Genomic DNA, 20,857 nt, shown 5'->3' on the forward strand with positions numbered 1-20,857 from the left:
CACTCAAGACGCCCCCTAGTGGGGCGTTTTGCATTTTGTCACTTTTGTCCGGGTACCCGTTGATGAGCGCTCCTCGTGAAACCATAGCCGCCGTCGCCACCGCTCAAGGTCGTGGCGGTGTCGGTATCGTTCGTATCTCTGGGCCGCTCGCCGGCATCGCGGCTCAAGCCATCATTGGTCGCGAACTGAAGCCTCGGTACGCCCATTACGGGCCGTTCTTCAATGACAATGAAGAAGTGCTGGACGAGGGTATCGCCTTATATTTTCCGGGCCCCAACTCCTTTACCGGTGAGGACGTCCTGGAACTGCAAGGTCACGGCGGCCCGGTCGTGTTGGATATGCTGCTGCAACGCTGCCTGCAACTGGGCTGTCGCCTGGCCCGGCCGGGTGAGTTCAGCGAGCGGGCGTTTCTCAATGACAAGCTTGACCTTGCACAAGCCGAAGCGATTGCCGACCTGATCGAAGCCAGTTCTGCCCAGGCCGCGCGCAATGCCTTGCGCTCGTTGCAGGGGGCATTTTCCCTGCGTGTGCATAATCTCACCGAGCAGTTGATCAGTTTGCGGATCTACGTCGAGGCGGCGATTGACTTTCCGGAAGAGGAAATAGACTTTCTTGCCGATGGTCATGTCCTGGCGATGCTGGACAAAGTTCGCTATGAGTTATCCACAGTCCAACGTGAGGCGGGACAGGGTGCCTTGCTGCGCGACGGGATGACGGTGGTGATTGCCGGTCGTCCCAATGCTGGTAAATCCAGCCTGCTTAATGCCCTAGCGGGTCGGGAAGCAGCGATCGTCACTGAAATAGCCGGTACCACCCGGGATATTTTGCGTGAACATATCCACATCGATGGGATGCCGCTGCACGTTGTTGATACCGCTGGCTTGCGTGATACCGACGACCAGGTGGAAAAAATCGGCGTGGAGCGGGCACTCAAGGCTATCAGCGAGGCTGATCGGATATTGCTGGTAGTGGATGCGACGGCTCCAGAGGCTGTGGATCCTTTTGCCCTGTGGCCAGAATTTCTTGAACAACGGCCGGATCCGGCGAAGGTCACACTGATTCGTAACAAAGCGGACCTCACCGGTGAGCCCATAGCGCTGGAAGTTAGCGAAGATGGCCACGTGACCATCAGCCTTAGCGCCAAGTCTGCAGGTGATGGCCTGGAACTGCTGCGCGACCATCTCAAAGCGTGCATGGGCTACGAGCAGACTTCGGAGAGCAGCTTCAGTGCTCGCCGCAGGCACCTGGAGGCGTTGCGCCATGCCAGCACGGCCCTTGAGCATGGTCGGGCGCAGTTGACCCTGGCAGGGGCTGGAGAACTGCTGGCCGAAGATTTGCGTCAGGCACAGCAGCTATTGGGCGAAATTACCGGGGCATTCAGTTCCGACGACTTGCTCGGAAGGATCTTTTCCAGCTTCTGCATCGGTAAATAGACCCTCGTTACTCACAGACAGGCCATTCGTGCCTGCCTGTTCTGCCCGCTTCAGGGCATTCAATTCCAACTTCTGACAAGCGCTATCGGTTGCGACGGCTTTTTCGTGGGCGCGATTTGCTGCACCAAGCATTTTTCTGTGGATTAAGCCCTGTGAATAACCGCCCCTGTACTCGGTTGATAACCAGGCCTGAAAACTGAGGAAAACCACGACTGTGGATAAGTAGCTATTTAATCCACAGGCTTAAAGCACTTATCCAAGTGCCTTATCGGTACCTAACCACAGACTTTTGAATGCTTGTACACAAAGTAAATAAAGGCCTGTAGAGATCTATCCACAGAAAAGTGCCTCAGTATAAATAAACATAAAAACAAAGATTTAATATATTTCTCTCTTTTAATTTCTATTGTCTGTGATTCATCCACAGCTGGTTAAATTTTGTGCAAAGGGTTCTTTAGGAAGGGCTAAGTCCCTATACTTGCCGCCAGGGTTAGAAAACCTGAGCTCAACCCTTTCCTAATTACCCAATTGAAGCAGGCACGAGGTGCGTGGTGGATTTCCCTTCCCGTTTTGAAGTGATCGTCATCGGCGGCGGTCATGCCGGTACCGAGGCAGCACTGGCGTCAGCACGTATGGGGGCAAAAACCCTGTTGCTGACGCATAACGTGGAAACCCTCGGTGCCATGAGCTGCAACCCCGCCATTGGTGGGATTGGCAAAAGCCATCTGGTCAAGGAAATCGATGCCCTGGGCGGCGCGATGGCCATGGCCACCGATAAGGGTGGTATTCAATTTCGCGTGTTGAACAGCCGCAAAGGCCCGGCCGTGCGAGCCACTAGGGCTCAAGCCGACCGGATTTTGTACAAGGCCGCTGTCCGCGAAACCTTGGAAAACCAGCCCAACCTGTGGATATTTCAGCAAGCCGCTGATGATCTGATCGTTGAACAGGACCAGGTACGTGGTGTTGTTACCCAAATGGGTCTGCGTTTCTTCGCAGAATCTGTTGTATTGACCACCGGTACTTTCCTCGGCGGACTTATCCACATCGGCCTGCAAAACTATTCCGGCGGCCGCGCCGGTGATCCGCCTTCAATCGCCCTCGCGCAGCGTCTTCGTGAGCTGCCATTGCGGGTCGGACGTTTGAAAACCGGTACACCACCGCGTATCGATGGCCGTTCCGTGGACTTCTCGGTGATGACTGAGCAAGCCGGCGACACGCCGATCCCGGTGATGTCGTTCATGGGTTCCAAGGAACAGCATCCCAAACAGGTCAGTTGCTGGATTACCCATACCAACGCCCGGACCCATGAAATCATTGCCGCGAACCTCGATCGTTCGCCGATGTATTCCGGGGTGATCGAAGGCATTGGCCCGCGCTACTGCCCGTCGATTGAAGACAAGATCCACCGCTTTGCCGACAAGGAAAGCCATCAGGTCTTTATCGAGCCGGAAGGTCTGACCACTCACGAGCTGTACCCGAACGGGATTTCTACTTCCCTGCCGTTCGACGTGCAAATCCAGATCGTGCAATCGATTCGCGGCATGGAAAACGCCCATATCGTGCGTCCGGGCTACGCCATCGAGTACGACTACTTCGATCCGCGTGACCTGAAATACAGCCTGGAAACCAAGGTCATCGGCGGTTTGTTCTTCGCCGGGCAAATCAACGGCACCACTGGTTACGAAGAGGCCGGTGCCCAGGGTTTGCTGGCCGGGGCCAACGCGGCCCTGCGTGCACAGGGCAAAGACAGCTGGTGCCCGCGTCGGGATGAAGCGTATATCGGGGTGTTGGTCGATGATCTGATCACCCTGGGTACCCAGGAACCGTACCGAATGTTCACGTCCCGGGCCGAATATCGCCTGATCCTGCGCGAAGACAACGCCGACCTGCGCCTGACCGAAAAAGGTCGCGAGCTGGGTCTGGTGGATGACGCGCGTTGGGCTGCGTTCTGCAAAAAACGCGAAAGTGTCGAACTGGAAGAGCAGCGCCTGAAAAGCACCTGGGTTCGCCCAGGCACCGAACAAGGCGATGCCATTGCCGAGAAATTCGGTACGCCGCTGACTCACGAATACAACTTGCTGAACCTGCTGTCCCGTCCGGAAATCGACTACGCTGGTCTGATCTCGGTGACTGGCGGTGGTGCAGAAGATCCACAGGTCGCCGAGCAGGTCGAAATCAAGACCAAATACGCCGGTTACATTGATCGCCAGCAAGACGAGATTGCGCGTCTGCGGGCTAGTGAAGACACCAAGCTGCCTGTGGATATCGATTACACAAACATCTCGGGTCTCTCCAAGGAGATCCAGGGCAAGCTGGGGATAACTCGGCCGGAGACCCTGGGCCAGGCGTCCCGTATACCGGGCGTCACCCCGGCAGCTATTTCGCTGTTGATGATTCATTTGAAAAAACGCGGCGCGGGCCGTCAGTTGGAGCAAAGCGCTTGAGTTCGTTGGTCACCCTGCAACACGCCGAAGAGTTATCCACAGGTGCTCGCCAATTGGGCGTTGACCTGACAGAGGCCCAGCACGAATTGCTGTTGGGTTATCTGGCCCTGTTGATCAAATGGAACAAGGCTTACAACCTGACGGCGGTGCGCGATCCCGACGAAATGGTTTCCCGGCATTTGCTCGACAGCCTCAGCGTCATGCCGTTTATCGAAAACGGCCGCTGGCTCGATGTCGGCAGTGGCGGCGGTATGCCTGGCATCCCTTTGGCGATCCTGTTTCCCGAGTCGCAAGTGACTTGCCTGGACAGCAACGGCAAGAAAACCCGCTTCCTGACCCAGGTCAAACTCGAACTCAAACTCGACAACCTGCAAGTTATCCACAGCCGCGTCGAAACCTTCACGCCTGAACAGCCATTCAACGGAATCGTTTCGCGGGCGTTCAGCAGCATGGAGAACTTCAGTAACTGGACCCGCCATCTTGGCGACCGCGATACCCGTTGGCTGGCAATGAAGGGCGTTCATCCAAGCGACGAGCTGTTAGCATTGCCGGCAGACTTCCACCTCGATAGCGAACACGCCTTGGCCGTACCCGGTTGCCAAGGCCAACGCCATCTGCTGATACTGCGCCGCACGGCATGATTGGGAACACAAGCAAGAATGGCTAAGGTATTCGCGATAGCGAACCAGAAAGGTGGCGTGGGCAAAACCACCACCTGCATCAACCTCGCAGCATCCCTGGTCGCTACCAAGCGTCGGGTGCTGTTGATCGATCTCGATCCACAAGGCAACGCCACCATGGGTAGCGGTGTGGATAAACACGGCCTGGAAAACTCGGTCTACGACTTGCTGATTGGCGAGTGCGACCTGGCCCAGGCCATGCACTATTCCGAGCACGGCGGTTACCAACTGCTGCCGGCCAACCGCGACTTGACGGCGGCGGAAGTGGTGCTGCTGGAAATGCAGATGAAAGAAAGCCGTCTGCGCAGCGCCTTGGCGCCGATTCGCGAAAATTACGACTACATTTTGATCGATTGCCCGCCGTCGCTGTCGATGCTGACGATTAACGCATTGGTCGCCGCCGATGGGGTAATTATCCCCATGCAGTGCGAGTACTTCGCCCTCGAAGGCTTGAGCGATCTTGTGGATAACATCAAGCGCATCGCTGAACTGCTCAACCCGAACCTGAAAGTCGAAGGTTTGCTGCGGACCATGTATGACCCACGCCTGAGCCTGATGAACGACGTGTCAGCGCAGCTCAAGGAACACTTTGGCGACCAGCTTTACGACACGGTGATTCCACGCAATATTCGCCTGGCCGAAGCGCCAAGCTATGGCATGCCCGCGCTGGCGTACGACAAGTCATCTCGTGGTGCTCTTGCTTACCTCGCCTTGGCGGGTGAGATGGTTCGTCGTCAACGCCGCAACTCACGTACCGCTGCAGCCCAGCCAACTTAAGGAATCCTCATGGCCGTCAAGAAACGAGGTCTCGGACGTGGACTGGATGCACTGCTGAGTGGTCCGACTGTTACTTCGCTTGAAGAACAAGCGGTGCAGGCTGACCAGCGTGAGCTACAGCACCTGCCGCTGGACCTGATCCAGCGCGGCAAATACCAGCCACGCCGGGACATGGACCCCCAGGCACTGGAAGAACTGGCCCAGTCGATCAAGGCCCAGGGCGTGATGCAGCCGATCGTGGTGCGCCCGATTGGCGGCGGCCGCTTTGAAATCATCGCAGGGGAACGCCGTTGGCGCGCCAGCCAACAGGCCGGCCAGGAAACCATCCCGGCGATGGTTCGCGATGTGTCGGATGAAACCGCCATTGCCATGGCGTTGATCGAAAACATCCAGCGCGAAGACCTCAATCCCATCGAAGAGGCGGTGGCCTTGCAGCGTTTGCAGCAGGAATTCCAGCTGACTCAGCAACAGGTCGCCGACGCGGTGGGTAAATCTCGCGTTACCGTCTCCAACTTGTTGCGCCTGATCGCGCTTCCGGAAGTGATCAAAACCATGCTTTCCCACGGCGACCTGGAAATGGGTCACGCTCGTGCTTTGCTCGGTTTGCCGGAAAATCAGCAGGTTGAAGGGGCGCGACACGTTGTCGCACGAGGGCTCACCGTTCGTCAGACCGAGGCCCTGGTTCGCCAGTGGCTCAGTGGTAAACCAGAACCTGTCGAAGCCGCCAAACCTGATCCGGATATCGCTCGCCTGGAGCAGCGCCTGGCGGAACGCCTAGGCTCTGCGGTACAAATTCGCCACGGCAAGAAAGGCAAAGGACAATTGGTCATCGGATATAACTCTCTTGATGAGCTTCAGGGCGTACTTGCCCACATTCGCTGAAACATTTGCTTATGTAGCGCACAGTCGGAAATCACTACCTGGCTGTTGAATAGGGGCAGAACCGCCCCTATACTCTGCGCGCATTTTGTCGGCACAAATGATGCCAAGTTATTGATTCTGGCAGCCGACTATTGGGGAGCAAGAGTGATGGAAACCCGCACGCCACACACGTTGCCGTTCCATCGCTTGGCCGTTTTTCCGGTGTTATTGGCCCAATTTGTCATTTTACTGATCGCCGCATTGGCGCTTTGGTATTGGCATGGAGTCGTAGCCGGATACTCAGGACTCTGCGGAGGCCTGATAGCCTTGCTGCCCAATATGTATTTTGCTCACAGGGCCTTTCGGTTTTCCGGTGCCCGAGCAGCTCAAGCCATCGTCCGGTCTTTTTATGCCGGTGAGGCGGGCAAACTGATTTTGACAGCAGTGCTCTTTGCGCTGACGTTTGCAGGTGTAAAGCCATTGGCGCCGCTGGCTGTATTCGGCGTCTTCGTGTTGACCCAACTGGTCAGCTGGTTTTCGCCCCTGCTGATGAGAACAAGATTTTCGAGACCTTAGGGCGTTTGAGGCAACCATGGCAGAGACAACCGCTTCGGGCTATATCCAGCACCACTTGCAGAACCTGACCTTCGGTCAGCTACCCAATAGCGGCTGGGGCTTTGCTCACACCGCAGCAGAAGCCAAAGAAATGGGCTTTTGGGCTTTCCACGTCGATACCCTCGGCTGGTCGGTCGCATTGGGTCTGATTTTCGTCCTGATTTTCCGCATGGCGGCAAAGAAGGCGACTTCCGGTCAGCCAGGTGCTTTGCAGAACTTCGTTGAAGTATTGGTCGAATTCGTCGATGGCAGCGTGAGAGACAGCTTCCATGGCCGTAGCCCGGTGATTGCACCGCTGGCACTGACCATCTTCGTCTGGGTGTTCCTGATGAACGCCGTCGACCTGATACCGGTCGATTGGATTCCTCAGTTGGCCATCCTGATCACCGGCGATGCGCACATTCCATTCCGTGCCGTATCGACCACTGATCCTAACGCCACCCTGGGTATGGCCCTGTCGGTGTTTGCGTTGATCATTTTCTACAGCATCAAGGTCAAGGGCATCGGCGGCTTCATCGGCGAACTGACCCTGCACCCGTTTGGCAGCAAGAACATTTTCCTGCAAGCGCTGCTGATCCCGGTGAACTTCCTGCTGGAATTCGTCACCCTGATCGCCAAGCCAATCTCACTGGCACTGCGACTGTTCGGTAACATGTACGCCGGCGAACTGGTCTTCATTCTGATTGCTGTGATGTTCGGCAGCGGTCTGCTCTGGCTTAGCGGCCTGGGCATTGTTCTGCAGTGGGCGTGGGCGGTGTTCCACATCCTGATCATCACCCTGCAGGCGTTTATCTTCATGATGTTGACCATCGTTTACCTGTCGATGGCGCACGAAGAGAACCATTAAGACCAGTCTCGACTAGTCTGATGTCCTTCCCGGTGAAACGGGAAGGTGGCCCTTCAGGGCTATGAAACGATTTGTTTTACCACTTTAAAATCTAAAAAACCTAAACCATACGACGTAAAAGTCGGGAGGAAAGATGGAAACTGTAGTTGGTCTAACCGCTATCGCTGTTGCACTGTTGATCGGCCTGGGCGCCCTGGGTACTGCCATTGGTTTCGGCCTGTTGGGCGGCAAGTTCCTGGAAGGCGCCGCGCGTCAGCCAGAAATGGTTCCAATGCTGCAAGTTAAAATGTTCATCGTCGCCGGCCTGCTCGACGCCGTGACCATGATCGGCGTTGGTATCGCTCTGTTCTTCACCTTCGCGAACCCCTTCGTTGGTCAACTCGCTGGCTAATCACTCGAATTTTCGAGTTGATTAGAGTGATGGACAACGAACGAGCGAGGTGTTGGCGTGAACATTAATGCAACCCTGATTGGCCAGTCCGTTGCGTTCTTCATTTTTGTACTGTTTTGCATGAAGTTCGTGTGGCCTCCGGTCATCGCGGCTTTGCACGAACGTCAGAAGAAGATCGCGGATGGACTGGACGCTGCCGCCCGAGCAGCTCGCGACCTGGAATTGGCCCAAGATAAAGTGGGTCAAAAACTGCGCGAAGCAAAAGCTCAGGCAGCCGAAATCATTGAGCAAGCCAAGAAACGCGGTAACCAGATCGTTGAAGAGGCTGTTGAAAAAGCCCGTATCGACGCTGACCGTGTGAAGGTTCAGGCTCAGGCCGAGATCGAGCAGGAACTGAATAGTGTCAAAGATGCGCTGCGTGCCCAACTGGGTGCTCTGGCCGTCGGCGGTGCCGAGAAGATCCTGGGTGCCACAATCGATCAAAACGCGCACGCGGAGCTGGTTAACAAACTGGCTGCTGAAATTTAAGCGAGGGCGATCATGGCAGAATTGACCACGTTGGCCCGACCTTACGCTAAGGCAGCCTTCGAGCACGCCCAGGCCCACCAGCAACTGGCCTCTTGGTCAGCCATGCTCGGCCTGGCTGCAGCAGTGTCGCAAAACGACACCATGCAGCGCGTGCTCAAGGCCCCGCGACTGACGAGCGCAGACAAGGCCGCCACGTTTATTGACGTGTGCGGCGACAAGTTTGATGTGAAAGTGCAGAACTTCATCCACGTCGTTGCCGAAAATGACCGTCTCCCGCTTTTGCCGGAGATCGCCGCTCTGTTTGACCTGTACAAGGCCGAACAAGAGAAATCGGTAGATGTTGAAGTCATCAGTGCTTTTGCATTGAACCAAGAACAGCAAGACAAACTCGCCAAGGTTCTCAGTGCACGACTCGACCGGGAAGTGCGCCTGCAAGTTGCGGAGGATGCCACCCTGATTGGTGGTGTCATCATTCGCGCCGGCGACCTGGTTATCGATGGCTCGATTCGCGGCAAACTCGCGAATCTTGCCGAAGCATTGAAATCTTGAGTTTGAAGGGGCAGCAGAGCAATGCAGCAACTCAATCCTTCCGAAATAAGTGAAATTATCAAGGGCCGCATCGACAAGCTCGATGTGACCTCCCAAGCCCGTAACGAAGGCACTGTCGTCAGCGTATCTGACGGCATCGTGCGGATTCACGGTCTGGCCGACGTTATGTACGGCGAGATGATCGAGTTTCCGGGCGGCGTCTTCGGTATGGCTCTCAACCTGGAGCAAGACTCTGTAGGTGCCGTTGTATTGGGCTCCTACCAGACTCTGGCCGAAGGCATGAGCGCCAAGTGCACAGGCCGCATCCTGGAGGTTCCGGTTGGTAAGGAACTGCTGGGTCGCGTTGTCGACGCACTGGGTAACCCAGTTGACGGCAAAGGTCCGCTGAACAACACCGAGACCGATGCGGTCGAGAAAGTTGCTCCAGGCGTGATCTGGCGTAAGTCGGTAGACCAGCCTGTACAGACTGGCTACAAGGCTGTCGATGCCATGATTCCTGTCGGCCGTGGCCAGCGTGAGCTGATCATCGGTGACCGTCAGATCGGTAAAACCGCTCTGGCGATCGACGCGATCATCAACCAGAAAAACAGCGGGATCTTCTGCGTCTACGTAGCCATTGGTCAGAAACAATCGACCATCGCCAACGTGGTTCGCAAGCTGGAAGAAAACGGCGCCTTGGCTAACACCATCGTCGTGGCCGCCAGTGCTTCCGAATCCGCTGCACTGCAGTTCCTGGCACCGTACTCCGGTTGCACCATGGGCGAGTACTTCCGCGACCGCGGTGAAGACGCGCTGATCGTTTATGACGATCTGTCCAAGCAAGCAGTGGCTTACCGCCAGATTTCCCTGTTGCTGCGCCGTCCACCAGGCCGTGAAGCTTACCCAGGCGACGTGTTCTATCTCCACTCCCGTCTGCTGGAGCGCGCATCCCGCGTTTCGGAAGAATGGGTAGAGAAGTTCACCAACGGCGCAGTGACCGGCAAAACCGGTTCCCTGACCGCACTGCCGATCATCGAAACCCAGGCTGGCGACGTTTCCGCGTTCGTTCCGACCAACGTGATTTCCATCACTGACGGTCAGATCTTCCTGGAATCGGCCATGTTCAACTCCGGGATCCGTCCTGCAGTGAACGCCGGTGTTTCGGTATCCCGTGTGGGTGGTGCCGCTCAGACCAAGATCATCAAGAAGCTCTCCGGTGGTATCCGTACCGCTCTGGCTCAGTACCGTGAACTGGCGGCATTCGCCCAGTTCGCTTCTGACCTGGACGAAGCGACCCGTAAGCAACTTGAGCATGGTCAGCGCGTTACCGAGCTGATGAAGCAGAAGCAATACGCACCAATGTCGATCGCTGACATGGCGCTGTCGCTGTATGCCGCTGAGCGTGGGTTCCTGACCGACGTTGAAATCACCAAGGTCGGCAGCTTTGAACAAGCGCTGATTGCTTACTTCAACCGCGATCACGCCGAATTGATGGCGAAGATCAACGTGAAAGGTGACTTCAATGACGACATCGACGCTGGCATCAAAGCCGGTATCGAGAAGTTCAAGGCCACCCAAACCTGGTAAGCCGCAGCGGGGGCCGCGAGGCTCTCGCTTGCTAACCTGATAGGTGTTACATGGCAGGCGCAAAAGAGATTCGCAGTAAGATTGCGAGCATCAAAAGCACGCAAAAGATCACCAGCGCCATGGAAAAAGTGGCGGTCAGTAAAATGCGCAAGGCACAAATGCGCATGTCTGCTAGCCGTCCCTACGCGGAGCGTATCCGCCAGGTTATTGGTCATCTGGCCAACGCCAACCCGGAGTATCGCCACCCGTTCATGCTCGACCGCGAAGTAAAGCGTGTCGGTTATGTCGTGGTGAGCAGTGACCGTGGTTTGTGCGGTGGTTTGAATACCAACCTGTTCAAGGCCCTGGTCAAGGACATGGCGGTAAACCGCGAAAACGGCGTCGAGATTGATCTGTGTGTGATCGGTAGCAAGGGTGCGGCCTTTTTCCGCAACTTCGGCGGTAACGTCGTTGCAGCTATCAGTCACCTGGGTGAAGAACCGTCGATCAATGACCTGATCGGCAGCGTCAAGGTGATGCTGGATGCTTACCTGGAAGGCCGGATTGACCGCCTGTCCGTGGTATCCAACAAGTTCATCAACACCATGACGCAACAGCCTACCGTGGAGCAGTTGATTCCATTGGTGGCGACCCCGGAACAAGAACTCAAGCACCACTGGGACTACCTCTACGAACCAGACGCCAAAGAGCTGCTTGACGGCTTGATGGTGCGCTACGTGGAGTCGCAGGTGTACCAGGCGGTGGTCGAGAACAACGCGGCTGAACAAGCTGCGCGGATGATCGCGATGAAGAGCGCTACCGACAACGCCGGTGATTTGATCAGCGATTTGCAGCTGGTCTACAACAAGGCGCGTCAGGCTGCGATCACCCAAGAGATCTCGGAAATCGTCGGCGGCGCTGCCGCGGTTTAACGGTTCAAATATTCAGAGGATCCAGCTATGAGTAGCGGACGTATCGTTCAAATCATCGGCGCCGTTATCGACGTGGAATTCCCACGCGACAGCGTACCGAGCATCTACAACGCTTTGAAAGTCAAAAGCGATGCCGGCACCACCCTGGAAGTTCAGCAGCAGCTGGGCGACGGCGTGGTTCGTACCATTGCAATGGGTTCCACCGAGGGCTTGAAGCGCGGCCTGGAAGTCACTGACTCTGGCGCTGCCATCTCCGTACCGGTCGGTAAAGCGACCCTGGGCCGGATCATGGACGTCCTCGGTAACCCGATCGACGAAGCCGGTCCAATCGACACCGAAGAGCGCTGGGGCATTCACCGTCCAGCGCCATCCTTCGCGGAACAAGCGGGCGGCAACGACCTGCTGGAAACTGGCATCAAGGTTATCGACCTGGTTTGCCCGTTTGCCAAGGGCGGTAAAGTCGGTCTGTTCGGTGGTGCCGGTGTAGGCAAAACCGTAAACATGATGGAACTGATCCGTAACATCGCCATCGAGCACAGCGGTTTTTCCGTGTTCGCTGGTGTGGGTGAGCGTACTCGTGAGGGTAATGACTTCTACCACGAGATGAAGGACTCCAACGTTCTGGACAAAGTGGCACTGGTTTACGGTCAGATGAACGAGCCGCCGGGTAACCGTCTGCGCGTAGCACTGACTGGCCTGACCATGGCCGAGAAATTCCGTGACGAAGGTAACGACGTTCTGCTGTTCGTCGACAACATCTATCGTTACACCCTGGCCGGTACTGAAGTATCCGCACTGCTGGGCCGTATGCCTTCCGCAGTAGGTTACCAGCCGACCCTGGCCGAAGAGATGGGTACTCTGCAAGAGCGTATCACTTCGACCAAAAACGGTTCGATCACCTCGATCCAAGCGGTATACGTACCTGCGGATGACTTGACTGACCCGTCGCCAGCGACCACCTTCGCCCACTTGGACGCTACCGTCGTACTGTCCCGTGACATCGCCTCCCTGGGTATCTACCCAGCGGTCGATCCACTGGACTCGACTTCGCGCCAGCTGGACCCGAGCGTGATCGGCCAGGAACACTACGACACCGCTCGCGGCGTTCAGTACGTGCTGCAGCGTTACAAAGAACTGAAGGACATCATTGCGATCCTGGGTATGGACGAGCTGTCGGAAACCGACAAGCAGTTGGTATCTCGCGCTCGTAAGATCCAGCGCTTCTTGTCGCAGCCGTTCTTCGTGGCTGAAGTCTTCACCGGTGCCTCGGGTAAATACGTTTCCCTGAAAGACACCATTGCTGGCTTCAAAGGCATCCTCAACGGTGACTACGACCACCTGCCAGAACAAGCGTTCTACATGGTCGGCGGCATCGAAGAAGCGATCGAGAAAGCCAAGAAACTGTAATCCTGGCGCCCGGCAACGGGCGCTACTCAGGTTGAGGCAAGCAGATGGCTATGACAGTCCATTGCGATATCGTCAGCGCGGAAGGGGAAATTTTCTCCGGTCTGGTTGAGATGGTAGTAGCGCACGGCGAACTGGGTGACCTTGGTATTGCCATGGGTCACGCACCGTTGATCACCAGCTTGAAGCCCGGTCCGATTACTCTGACCAAGCAGGGTGGGGAAAAGGAGGTGTTTTACATCTCTGGTGGTTTCCTTGAGGTTCAGCCGAACATGGTCAAGGTTCTTGCCGACACCGTGCAACGTGCTGCCGACCTGGATGAAGCCTCCGCTCAGGACGCCGTCAAGGCTGCCGAGAAGGCCCTGAATGAAAAAGGCGCAGATTTCGACTACGGTTCTGCTGCTGCACGTCTGGCCGAGGCCGCAGCTCAGCTGCGCACCGTCCAGCAGATCCGCAAGAAGTTTGGCGGCTAAGCCGTCACGCCTCATGTGTGATTGATTAAAAAGGGTAGCCTCGGCTACCCTTTTTCTTTATTTGCAAAACACTTCTTTGGTCTGAAGTCTGACCGCCCAGGATTGGTAGCCATTCATGTCTCTCGAAATCGTAATTCTCGCCGCCGGCCAAGGCACCCGCATGCGTTCGGCGCTGCCCAAGGTGCTGCACCCGATCGCCGGTGACTCCATGCTCGGCCATGTTATCCATAGCGCCCGGCAACTGGCCCCCCAACGTATCCATGTAGTGATTGGCCATGGAGCTGACGTGGTGCGTGAGCGGCTGGCGGCGGACGATTTGAATTTCGTATTGCAGGACAAGCAACTGGGTACCGGTCACGCCACCGCCCAAGCCGTGCCTTTCATTAAGGCTGACACGGTGTTGATCCTTTACGGCGACGTGCCGTTGATTGAGGTGCAAACCCTACAACGCCTGCTCAAGCACGTGGTGCCCGGTCAAATGGGCCTGCTGACCGTTGAGCTGGATGACCCAACTGGCTATGGTCGGATCGTGCGCAATGCCGACGGCAAGGTCACCGCGATCGTAGAGCATAAAGACGCAAGCGAAGCCCAGCGCGTCATCACCGAAGGCAACACCGGTATCCTCGCTGTACCGGCTGATTGCCTGGAGGACTGGATGAGCCGCCTGTCCAATAACAACGTCCAGGGTGAGTACTACCTGACCGACGTGATTGAAATGGCTGTCAGCGATGGTCTGCTGGTTGCCACCGAGCAGCCCCACGACCCCATGGAAGTGCAGGGCGCCAACGACCGCAAGCAACTGGCCGAACTGGAGCGTCACTATCAGCAGCGTGAAGGCCGGCGCCTGATGGCGCTTGGTGTCACCTTGCGTGACCCGGCGCGTTTCGATGTGCGCGGCGATGTCACTGTGGGCCGCGATGTGCTCATCGACATCAACGTGATCCTCGAAGGCCGTGTGGTTATTGAAGATGACGTAGTCATCGGCCCGAACTGCGTGATCAAGGACAGCACCCTGCGCAAAGGCGTGGTGATCAAGGCCAACAGCCATATCGAAGGCGCAGTGATGGGTGAGGGTAGCGATGCCGGCCCATTTGCCCGTCTGCGTCCAGGCAGCGTGCTGGGTGCCAAAGCCCATGTGGGTAACTTCGTCGAACTGAAAAACGCCAATCTGGGTGAAGGCGCCAAGGTAGGTCACCTGACCTACCTAGGTGACTCGGTGATCGGTGCTCGCACCAACATCGGCGCTGGCACCATCACCTGCAACTACGATGGCGCCAACAAGCATCAGACCACCATCGGCGAAGACGTGTTTATTGGCTCCAACAACTCTCTGGTGGCCCCAGTGACCATTGGCGATGGTGCCAACACCGCTGCGGGTTCGACCATCAATCAGGATGTGGATAAGTCCCAACTGGCCGTAGCCCGCGCCCGTCAACGCAACATCGACGGCTGGAAACGCCCGGTCAAGACCAAGAAGACCTGAGTTATCCACAACCCCGCAAACCTGTTGGTCCGGTACGTCGGTCCAACAGGTTTTTTTATGCCTTGTGCTTGACGAGTTCCCGCCAATAGGTTTTGATTGCCTTCGTTATCTTTCGAACCGAAACTTATCATCACCATGTCGAAACGAAATACACCCCAACGACGTCACAACATTCTTGCCTTGCTCACCGAGCAGGGTGAAGTCAGCGTGGACGAACTGGCCAAGCGTTTCGAAACTTCGGAAGTGACCATCCGCAAGGATCTCGCTGCGCTGGAGAGCAACGGCCTGTTGCTGCGACGCTACGGCGGTGCGATCACCATGCCCCAGGAGTTGGTGGGTGATCCCGCCCAGCCTATCTCGGTCTACAAACGCGCCATCGCCCGTGCGGCTGTGAATCGGCTGCGCGAACATGCGCGGATCATCATCGACAGTGGCAGCACCACCGCCGCCATGATCCCCGAACTGGGCCATCAACCCGGCCTGGTGGTAATGACCAACTCGCTGCACGTGGCCAGCGCCCTGAGCGAATTGGAACACGAGCCGGTGCTATTAATGACCGGCGGCACCTGGGACCCCCATTCGGACTCGTTCCAGGGCCAGGTCGCCGAGCAGGTATTGCGCTCCTACGATTTCGACCAACTGTTCATCGGCGCCGACGGCATCGATCTACAGCGCGGCACCACCACGTTCAATGAATTGCTGGGGCTGAGCCGGGTCATGGCCGAAGTCGCCCGCGAAGTGGTGGTTATGGTCGAGTCCGACAAGATTGGCCGCAAGATTCCCAACCTGGAACTGCCCTGGAGCAGCGTCCATACCCTTATTACCGATGATCGCCTGCCGCTTGAGGCCCGCGACCAGATTCAAGCCCGCGGCATTACGCTGATTTGCGCGGCAGTCATCTAGGAGAGAAACCATGTGTGGAATTGTTGGCGCAGTCGCTGAACGAAACGTCACCGCCATTTTGCTTGAAGGCCTCAAACGCCTTGAATATCGTGGCTATGACAGCGCTGGTGTGGCGGTTTTTTCCAACGCTGGCAAGCTTGAGCGCATGCGTCGCCCGGGCAAGGTCGCTGAGCTGGAACAAGCCCTGGCCGGTGAGCCGCTGGTAGGTCGTCTGGGTATCGCCCACACCCGTTGGGCAACCCACGGCGCACCGTGCGAACGCAACGCCCACCCGCACTTCTCCGGTGACCTGGCGGTGGTTCACAACGGCATTATTGAAAACCACGAAGTGCTGCGCGAACAGCTCAAAGGCCTGGGCTATGTGTTCACTTCGGACACCGATACCGAAGTCATCGCCCACCTGCTAAACCACAAACTCAAGGACCACAGCGACCTGGCCACCGCCCTCAAGGCTACCGTCAAGGAACTGCATGGCGCCTATGGCCTGGCCGCGATCAGCGCCAGCCAACCGGATCGCCTGGTCGCCGCCCGCAGTGGCAGCCCGCTGGTGATCGGCTTGGGCCTGGGCGAAAACTTCCTGGCCTCTGACCAATTGGCCCTGCGTCAGGTCACTGACCGCTTCATGTACCTGGAAGAAGGCGATATCGCTGACATCCGCCGCGAAAGCGTGGCGATCTGGGACGTTAACGGTCAGCCGGTCGAACGCGAAGCCGTGCAGTACCGCGACGGTGCCGAAGCGGCCGACAAGGGTAAGTTCCGCCACTTCATGCTCAAGGAAATCCACGAGCAACCGTCCGTGGTGCAACGCACCCTGGAAGGCCGCCTGAGCCACAATCAGGTACTGGTTCAGGCCTTCGGCCCGCAAGCCGCTGAACTGTTCGCCAAAGTGCGCAATGTGCAGATCGTCGCCTGCGGCACCAGCTACCACGCCGGTATGGTCGCCCGTTACTGGCTGGAAGAACTGGCCGGCATCCCGTGCCAGGTGGAAGTGGCCAGCGAGTTCCGCTATCGCAAAGTGGTAGTGCAACCGGACACCCTGTTCGTCACCATCTCCCAGTCCGGCGAAACCGCCGACACCCTGGCCGCCCTGCGTAACGCCAAGTTGCTCTCTACAAAAGAAGGGGGCTACCTCGCCAGCCTGGCGATCTGCAACGTCAGCATCAGCTCCCTGGTGCGCGAGTCCGACCTGACCCTGCTGACTCAGGCCGGTCGTGAAATCGGCGTGGCGTCCACCAAAGCCTTCACCACCCAGCTGGTCGGTCTGTTGCTGTTGACCCTGTCCCTTGGCCAGGTTCGCGGCACACTCGCCGAAGGCGTCGAAGCCACCCTGGTGGAAGAGTTGCGTCGCTTGCCAACCCGCCTGGGTGAAGCCCTGGCCATGGACAGCACCGTGGAGAAAGTCGCTGAACTATTCGCCGACAAAAACCACACCCTGTTCCTTGGCCGTGGCGCGCAATACCCAGTGGCGATGGAAGGTGCCCTCAAGCTCAAGGAAATTTCCTATATCCACGCCGAAGCCTACCCGGCCGGTGAGCTGAAGCACGGCCCGTTGGCACTGGTGGATGACGATATGCCGGTGGTCACCGTTGCGCCAAACAACGAGCTGCTGGAGAAGCTCAAGTCCAACCTGCAGGAAGTCCGCGCCCGTGGCGGCCAACTGATCGTCTTTGCTGATGAGAAGGCGGGCATGACCAATGGCGAAGGCACCCACGTCATTAACATGCCGCACATCCACGACACTCTGTCGCCAATCCTCTACACCATCCCGTTGCAACTGCTGTCGTATTACGTCGCCGTGCTCAAGGGCACTGACGTTGACCAACCGCGCAACCTGGCGAAATCGGTGACAGTGGAGTAAGCCATTCAGGGATTACCCATACTGGTTTTAGAGAATTAAAACTGTCGTAGGTAGCTGATTGCTCGGATCAGTACCTGTTACAGGCATTCCCCAGCGCATATTCTCTGGACGCGGTTGCCTTGCTCCGATTTCCATATTGTTCAGAAAATTTCCTTTGGGGGATCCTCGCTTTCCATACCTGATGGACGAACACTGAGCAAAAGGCGCAATTATAGGTGGAAATCGCCCGCAGCCTCCGGCTGGTAAAGCACCTTCCTGATCTCAATCCGGCGGGTCCGATCAGAAATTCGCCAGTCGATGGCGTCCCCCTCCTGATAGCCCAGGATGGCGGCGCCAATGTCGGAATACACTGAATGCTTCCCTGCGTTGCTGTCCGCGTCTTTAGGGTAGACCAAGGCCACTTCGATCTCTTCGTCGTCCAGCTGCAGCAAGGCCCTAGAGTTCATCGTGACGACATTGCACGCCACCTGCTGCGGCTTGACGACAATGGCTCGCTCAAGCTCATGTTCGAGTTCAACAATGGCCGGGCCTTGCTCGAGCACGATTAGACTCTCGAGCCTGGCCTTGTCGATTTCAGTGATGTAGATCCTAGTGGAGTCGCCAATGGCACCTTCGCGCAAGAACTGGAGATAGCGCCCCGCCGTCATGGAAAATGACTTCAATGTCGGCGTTTCGCTCTCAAGCAGAAAGCCGCTGCGCAGAAAGGCTTTCAGCGAGCGCGCGTTGTCCGGGTGGATCTTGGCGATGAGCTTCTCGGCTCGCATGTCGAGGAAGGCCAGTTTCATTCCTTCGCGGATCGTACGGGCGCCAAGGTTTCGACCCCATTTGTCGCGGTCTCCAATGACCAGGACTATCTCGCAATTTGAGCCGGTCTTGATTAGACGGACAAAGCCCACCGGGGCGTCATGCCGGTCATAGGCCATGAAGAATCGGCCGCCCCGGTTGAATAGATGGGTCAGGATCGGCAATTGAGTCCGATCGATGGCTTGCTCGATGGAGCGGGAGACATGACGCGAATCGCTCAGATAGCAGGTGACGCGCTCATCCTCCAACCAATCCATCAGCGTCAGCGCGTGCGCCCGAGTAATTTCAGGGCACAGCGAAATGAAAGGCTTGTTCATCTTCATCACACTTATTTGTAAAGGATGGAAGCCCTTCATGGCTATGGTCATGACGGTTCTTCGGCAACCGGCTATTTTAAGACATAACGCGAGTAATGGCGAACATCATGGAGAGCTCGAGGAAACCATCGTTTTGCCGAACCCGAACCCGAACCCGAACCCGAACCCGAACCAGTCAAGCGCTCAAGCCTCGATGAAGCCGACTATCACTCAGAATGATCAGCGCTTCATCGTTCTGCCCCTTGATCCGACCCAGAGGCTCGCCGCAAGCGGCTCCATCAAAGGTACGTGGATGTCGTGTCATTACTGGTTGCAAGAGTTTTTCGGTTCCTTTATACGACGCTGCAGGCCCCGAAATACGGGCACCCTTCGCGACAGTTTTAATTCTCTAAATTCAATACCCAAGAAAAACCCCCGACAATCGGGGGTTTTTCTTTTGGTCTGATTAACGTTTTCAGGTCCACCAGTACCGCACGAGATGAAAGAAAATCGGCGCGGCAAAACACACAGAATCCAGCCGATCCAGCATCCCGCCGTGCCCCTCGATCATATGCCCCCAGTCCTTGACGCCACGGTCGCGCTTGATCGCCGACATCACGATCCCGCCGGCAAAGCCCAGAAGGTTTATCAACAGCGCAATCAGGAATGACTGCCAGGGATTGAACGGCGTGGTCCACCACAACGCCGCGCCAATGAGCGATGACAGCAGGATTCCGCCAACAAACCCTTCCACGGTTTTCGAAGGCGATAAATTGGGCGCGATCTTGTGTTTGCCAAACAGCTTGCCGCACACGTACTGCAACACATCCGACAGCTGCACGACGATCACCAGGTAGGCGATCAGCAGCAGGTTACGACCTTCATAGCCGACGATGTCCAGGGTCAGCAGCGCCGGGACGAAGGACACGCAGAACACTGCGATCATCAGCCCCCACTGCACCTTCGACGCCCGTTCCAGGAAGTGCGTGCTATCGCCGCCCAATGACGCGAGGATCGGCAGCAGCAGGAACACGTAGACCGGGATGAAGATTGAGAACAGCCCATACCAGTCGAAGTAGATCAGCAGGTATTGCAGGGGCAAGGCCAGGTAGAACGCCGCCACCAGCGCCGGGTAATCGCTGCGTCGGGTTGGCGTGAGGGTGAGGAACTCTCGCAGCGCATAGAACGACACTGCGTAGAACAACAAGATCACCGCGCCGGTGCCGAGCCAGAAGGCGATGCCAATCACTACCACCATCACCCACCAGGCGTTGATGCGAGCGTTGAGGTTATCGATCACCGCGTTGGGCGTGCCACGGCTGCGCAATTTGAGGATCAGGCCGATCAGCGAGGCGAGCACCAGGATCATGCCGATCCCGCCGAACAACATCAGGGTTTGGCTATCCATGTCAGGAATGCTCCGGGGCAAGGGCGAGCAAGGCGTCGCGGGTGCGGGCGAGGAACAGCGCCTTGTCTTCGCCGTCTTCCAATTGCAGCGGCGCACCAAAGCTGGTGGTACACAGCAATGGCAGCGGCAGGACGCGGCCCTTGGGCATGACACGGTTGAGATTGGCGATCCACACCGGTATCAACTCGGCGTGTGGGTAACTTTTTGCCAAGTGGTAGAGGCCGCTTTTGAAGGGCAGCAGGCCATCTTCCAGGTTGCGCGTACCTTCGGGGAAGATGATTAGCGAATCGCCATTTTCGAGGGCATCGAGCATCGGCTGCAACGGGTTATCCACAGGGTCTTTGCGTTCCCGGTCGATCAGCACACCGTTGAACACCCGATTGATGATGTAGCGGCGCAGGGCGCTTTTTTGCCAGTAATCGCTGCCAGCCACCGGGCGTGTGGCTTTGCGCAACTTGGGCGGCAAGGATGCCCACAGCAGCACAAAGTCGCCGTGGCTGCTGTGGTTGGCGAAGTAGATGCGCTGTACTGGCTCCGGCGCGCAACCGAGCCATAGGCTGCGCGCGCCAGTGACCGTGCGGGCCATGGAGGTAATCAGGGTGGCGACCACGGGTTCGAACATGAGG

General features: G+C 57.1%; 21 protein-coding genes. 18 read left to right on the forward strand and 3 right to left on the reverse strand.

The window, feature by feature from the left end:
• Positions 1 to 62 precede the first annotated feature (62 nt).
• The 17 genes from mnmE (at position 63) to glmS (ending at position 17,723) form a co-directional block, all read left to right on the forward strand.
• Positions 63 to 1,433 carry a tRNA uridine-5-carboxymethylaminomethyl(34) synthesis GTPase MnmE gene (mnmE, locus tag AAEZ06_RS15210; RefSeq protein WP_350615064.1) on the forward strand — a complete coding sequence of 457 codons (1,371 nt, stop codon included), beginning with the start codon at positions 63 to 65 and terminating at the stop codon, positions 1,431 to 1,433.
• Positions 1,434 to 1,984: 551 nt separating this feature from the next.
• Complete coding sequence (gene mnmG / locus AAEZ06_RS15215) at positions 1,985 to 3,877, forward strand: tRNA uridine-5-carboxymethylaminomethyl(34) synthesis enzyme MnmG (protein ID WP_350615066.1); 1,893 nt, start codon at positions 1,985 to 1,987, stop codon at positions 3,875 to 3,877.
• Positions 3,874 to 4,518, forward strand: coding sequence for a 16S rRNA (guanine(527)-N(7))-methyltransferase RsmG (rsmG, locus tag AAEZ06_RS15220; RefSeq protein WP_350615068.1), 645 nt, complete (start codon positions 3,874 to 3,876; stop codon positions 4,516 to 4,518). Before mnmG ends, rsmG begins: the two co-directional genes overlap by 4 nt.
• Positions 4,519 to 4,536: 18 nt before the next feature.
• The gene (locus AAEZ06_RS15225; protein ID WP_133100640.1) at positions 4,537 to 5,334 is read left to right on the forward strand and encodes a ParA family protein; all 798 of its coding nucleotides are present in this window, start codon (positions 4,537 to 4,539) and stop codon (positions 5,332 to 5,334) included.
• A 9-nt stretch (positions 5,335 to 5,343) separates the two neighbouring features.
• Positions 5,344 to 6,216 carry a ParB/RepB/Spo0J family partition protein gene (locus AAEZ06_RS15230; protein WP_149412830.1) on the forward strand — a complete coding sequence of 291 codons (873 nt, stop codon included), beginning with the start codon at positions 5,344 to 5,346 and terminating at the stop codon, positions 6,214 to 6,216.
• Positions 6,217 to 6,363: 147 nt separating this feature from the next.
• Entirely contained in the window at positions 6,364 to 6,771 is a 408-nt protein-coding gene (locus tag AAEZ06_RS15235; protein WP_149412831.1) for a F0F1 ATP synthase subunit I, read from the forward strand.
• 16 nt (positions 6,772 to 6,787) lie between these two features.
• Positions 6,788 to 7,657 (forward strand): F0F1 ATP synthase subunit A, encoded by an 870-nt coding sequence (gene atpB / locus AAEZ06_RS15240; protein ID WP_149412832.1) that lies wholly within the window; start codon positions 6,788 to 6,790, stop codon positions 7,655 to 7,657.
• Positions 7,658 to 7,790: 133 nt separating this feature from the next.
• The gene (atpE, locus tag AAEZ06_RS15245; protein ID WP_002555987.1) at positions 7,791 to 8,048 is read left to right on the forward strand and encodes a F0F1 ATP synthase subunit C; all 258 of its coding nucleotides are present in this window, start codon (positions 7,791 to 7,793) and stop codon (positions 8,046 to 8,048) included.
• A 57-nt stretch (positions 8,049 to 8,105) separates the two neighbouring features.
• Complete coding sequence (locus AAEZ06_RS15250; RefSeq protein WP_149412833.1) at positions 8,106 to 8,576, forward strand: F0F1 ATP synthase subunit B; 471 nt, start codon at positions 8,106 to 8,108, stop codon at positions 8,574 to 8,576.
• Positions 8,577 to 8,588: 12 nt separating this feature from the next.
• Entirely contained in the window at positions 8,589 to 9,125 is a 537-nt protein-coding gene (locus tag AAEZ06_RS15255) for a F0F1 ATP synthase subunit delta (protein WP_149412834.1), read from the forward strand.
• A gap of 21 nt (positions 9,126 to 9,146) precedes the next feature.
• Positions 9,147 to 10,691: a F0F1 ATP synthase subunit alpha gene (gene atpA / locus AAEZ06_RS15260; RefSeq protein ID WP_133100646.1), complete on the forward strand. Its 1,545-nt coding sequence runs from the start codon at positions 9,147 to 9,149 to the stop codon at positions 10,689 to 10,691.
• A gap of 50 nt (positions 10,692 to 10,741) precedes the next feature.
• Entirely contained in the window at positions 10,742 to 11,602 is an 861-nt protein-coding gene (gene atpG / locus AAEZ06_RS15265) for a F0F1 ATP synthase subunit gamma (protein WP_149412835.1), read from the forward strand.
• A 27-nt stretch (positions 11,603 to 11,629) separates the two neighbouring features.
• Complete coding sequence (gene atpD, locus AAEZ06_RS15270; RefSeq protein WP_149412836.1) at positions 11,630 to 13,009, forward strand: F0F1 ATP synthase subunit beta; 1,380 nt, start codon at positions 11,630 to 11,632, stop codon at positions 13,007 to 13,009.
• Between the two features lie 44 nt (positions 13,010 to 13,053).
• A complete protein-coding gene (locus tag AAEZ06_RS15275; RefSeq protein WP_149412837.1) occupies positions 13,054 to 13,479 on the forward strand; it encodes a F0F1 ATP synthase subunit epsilon in 426 nt (141 codons plus the stop codon).
• Positions 13,480 to 13,594: 115 nt separating this feature from the next.
• Positions 13,595 to 14,962, forward strand: a complete 1,368-nt coding sequence (gene glmU / locus AAEZ06_RS15280) for a bifunctional UDP-N-acetylglucosamine diphosphorylase/glucosamine-1-phosphate N-acetyltransferase GlmU (RefSeq protein WP_350615073.1) — start codon at positions 13,595 to 13,597, stop codon at positions 14,960 to 14,962.
• Between the two features lie 135 nt (positions 14,963 to 15,097).
• Complete coding sequence (locus tag AAEZ06_RS15285) at positions 15,098 to 15,865, forward strand: DeoR/GlpR family DNA-binding transcription regulator (RefSeq protein ID WP_133100651.1); 768 nt, start codon at positions 15,098 to 15,100, stop codon at positions 15,863 to 15,865.
• A 10-nt stretch (positions 15,866 to 15,875) separates the two neighbouring features.
• Positions 15,876 to 17,723 carry a glutamine--fructose-6-phosphate transaminase (isomerizing) gene (glmS, locus tag AAEZ06_RS15290; RefSeq protein ID WP_149412839.1) on the forward strand — a complete coding sequence of 616 codons (1,848 nt, stop codon included), beginning with the start codon at positions 15,876 to 15,878 and terminating at the stop codon, positions 17,721 to 17,723.
• Positions 17,724 to 17,932: 209 nt separating this feature from the next.
• On the opposite strand, the gene AAEZ06_RS15295 is transcribed toward glmS, so the two are convergent.
• The gene (locus AAEZ06_RS15295) at positions 17,933 to 18,895 is read right to left on the reverse strand and encodes a bifunctional GNAT family N-acetyltransferase/nucleoside diphosphate kinase regulator (RefSeq protein ID WP_350615075.1); all 963 of its coding nucleotides are present in this window, start codon (positions 18,893 to 18,895) and stop codon (positions 17,933 to 17,935) included.
• On the opposite strand from AAEZ06_RS15295, the gene AAEZ06_RS15300 reads away from it, so the two are divergent.
• The gene (locus AAEZ06_RS15300) at positions 18,882 to 19,289 is read left to right on the forward strand and encodes a hypothetical protein (protein ID WP_350615077.1); all 408 of its coding nucleotides are present in this window, start codon (positions 18,882 to 18,884) and stop codon (positions 19,287 to 19,289) included. The two genes, AAEZ06_RS15295 and AAEZ06_RS15300, sit on opposite strands and share 14 nt — an antisense overlap.
• A gap of 9 nt (positions 19,290 to 19,298) precedes the next feature.
• Here the strand turns inward: AAEZ06_RS15300 and AAEZ06_RS15305 are convergent, their stop codons facing one another.
• Both AAEZ06_RS15305 and AAEZ06_RS15310 read right to left on the reverse strand, forming a co-directional pair.
• The gene (locus AAEZ06_RS15305) at positions 19,299 to 20,231 is read right to left on the reverse strand and encodes a phosphatidate cytidylyltransferase (protein ID WP_133100653.1); all 933 of its coding nucleotides are present in this window, start codon (positions 20,229 to 20,231) and stop codon (positions 19,299 to 19,301) included.
• Between the two features lies 1 nt (position 20,232).
• Entirely contained in the window at positions 20,233 to 20,853 is a 621-nt protein-coding gene (locus tag AAEZ06_RS15310) for a lysophospholipid acyltransferase family protein (RefSeq protein ID WP_149412492.1), read from the reverse strand.
• Between the last annotated feature and the right edge of the window lie 4 nt (positions 20,854 to 20,857).

It is taken from the genome of Pseudomonas sp. HY7a-MNA-CIBAN-0227, from assembly GCF_040310325.1.
Classification (GTDB): domain Bacteria; phylum Pseudomonadota; class Gammaproteobacteria; order Pseudomonadales; family Pseudomonadaceae; genus Aquipseudomonas.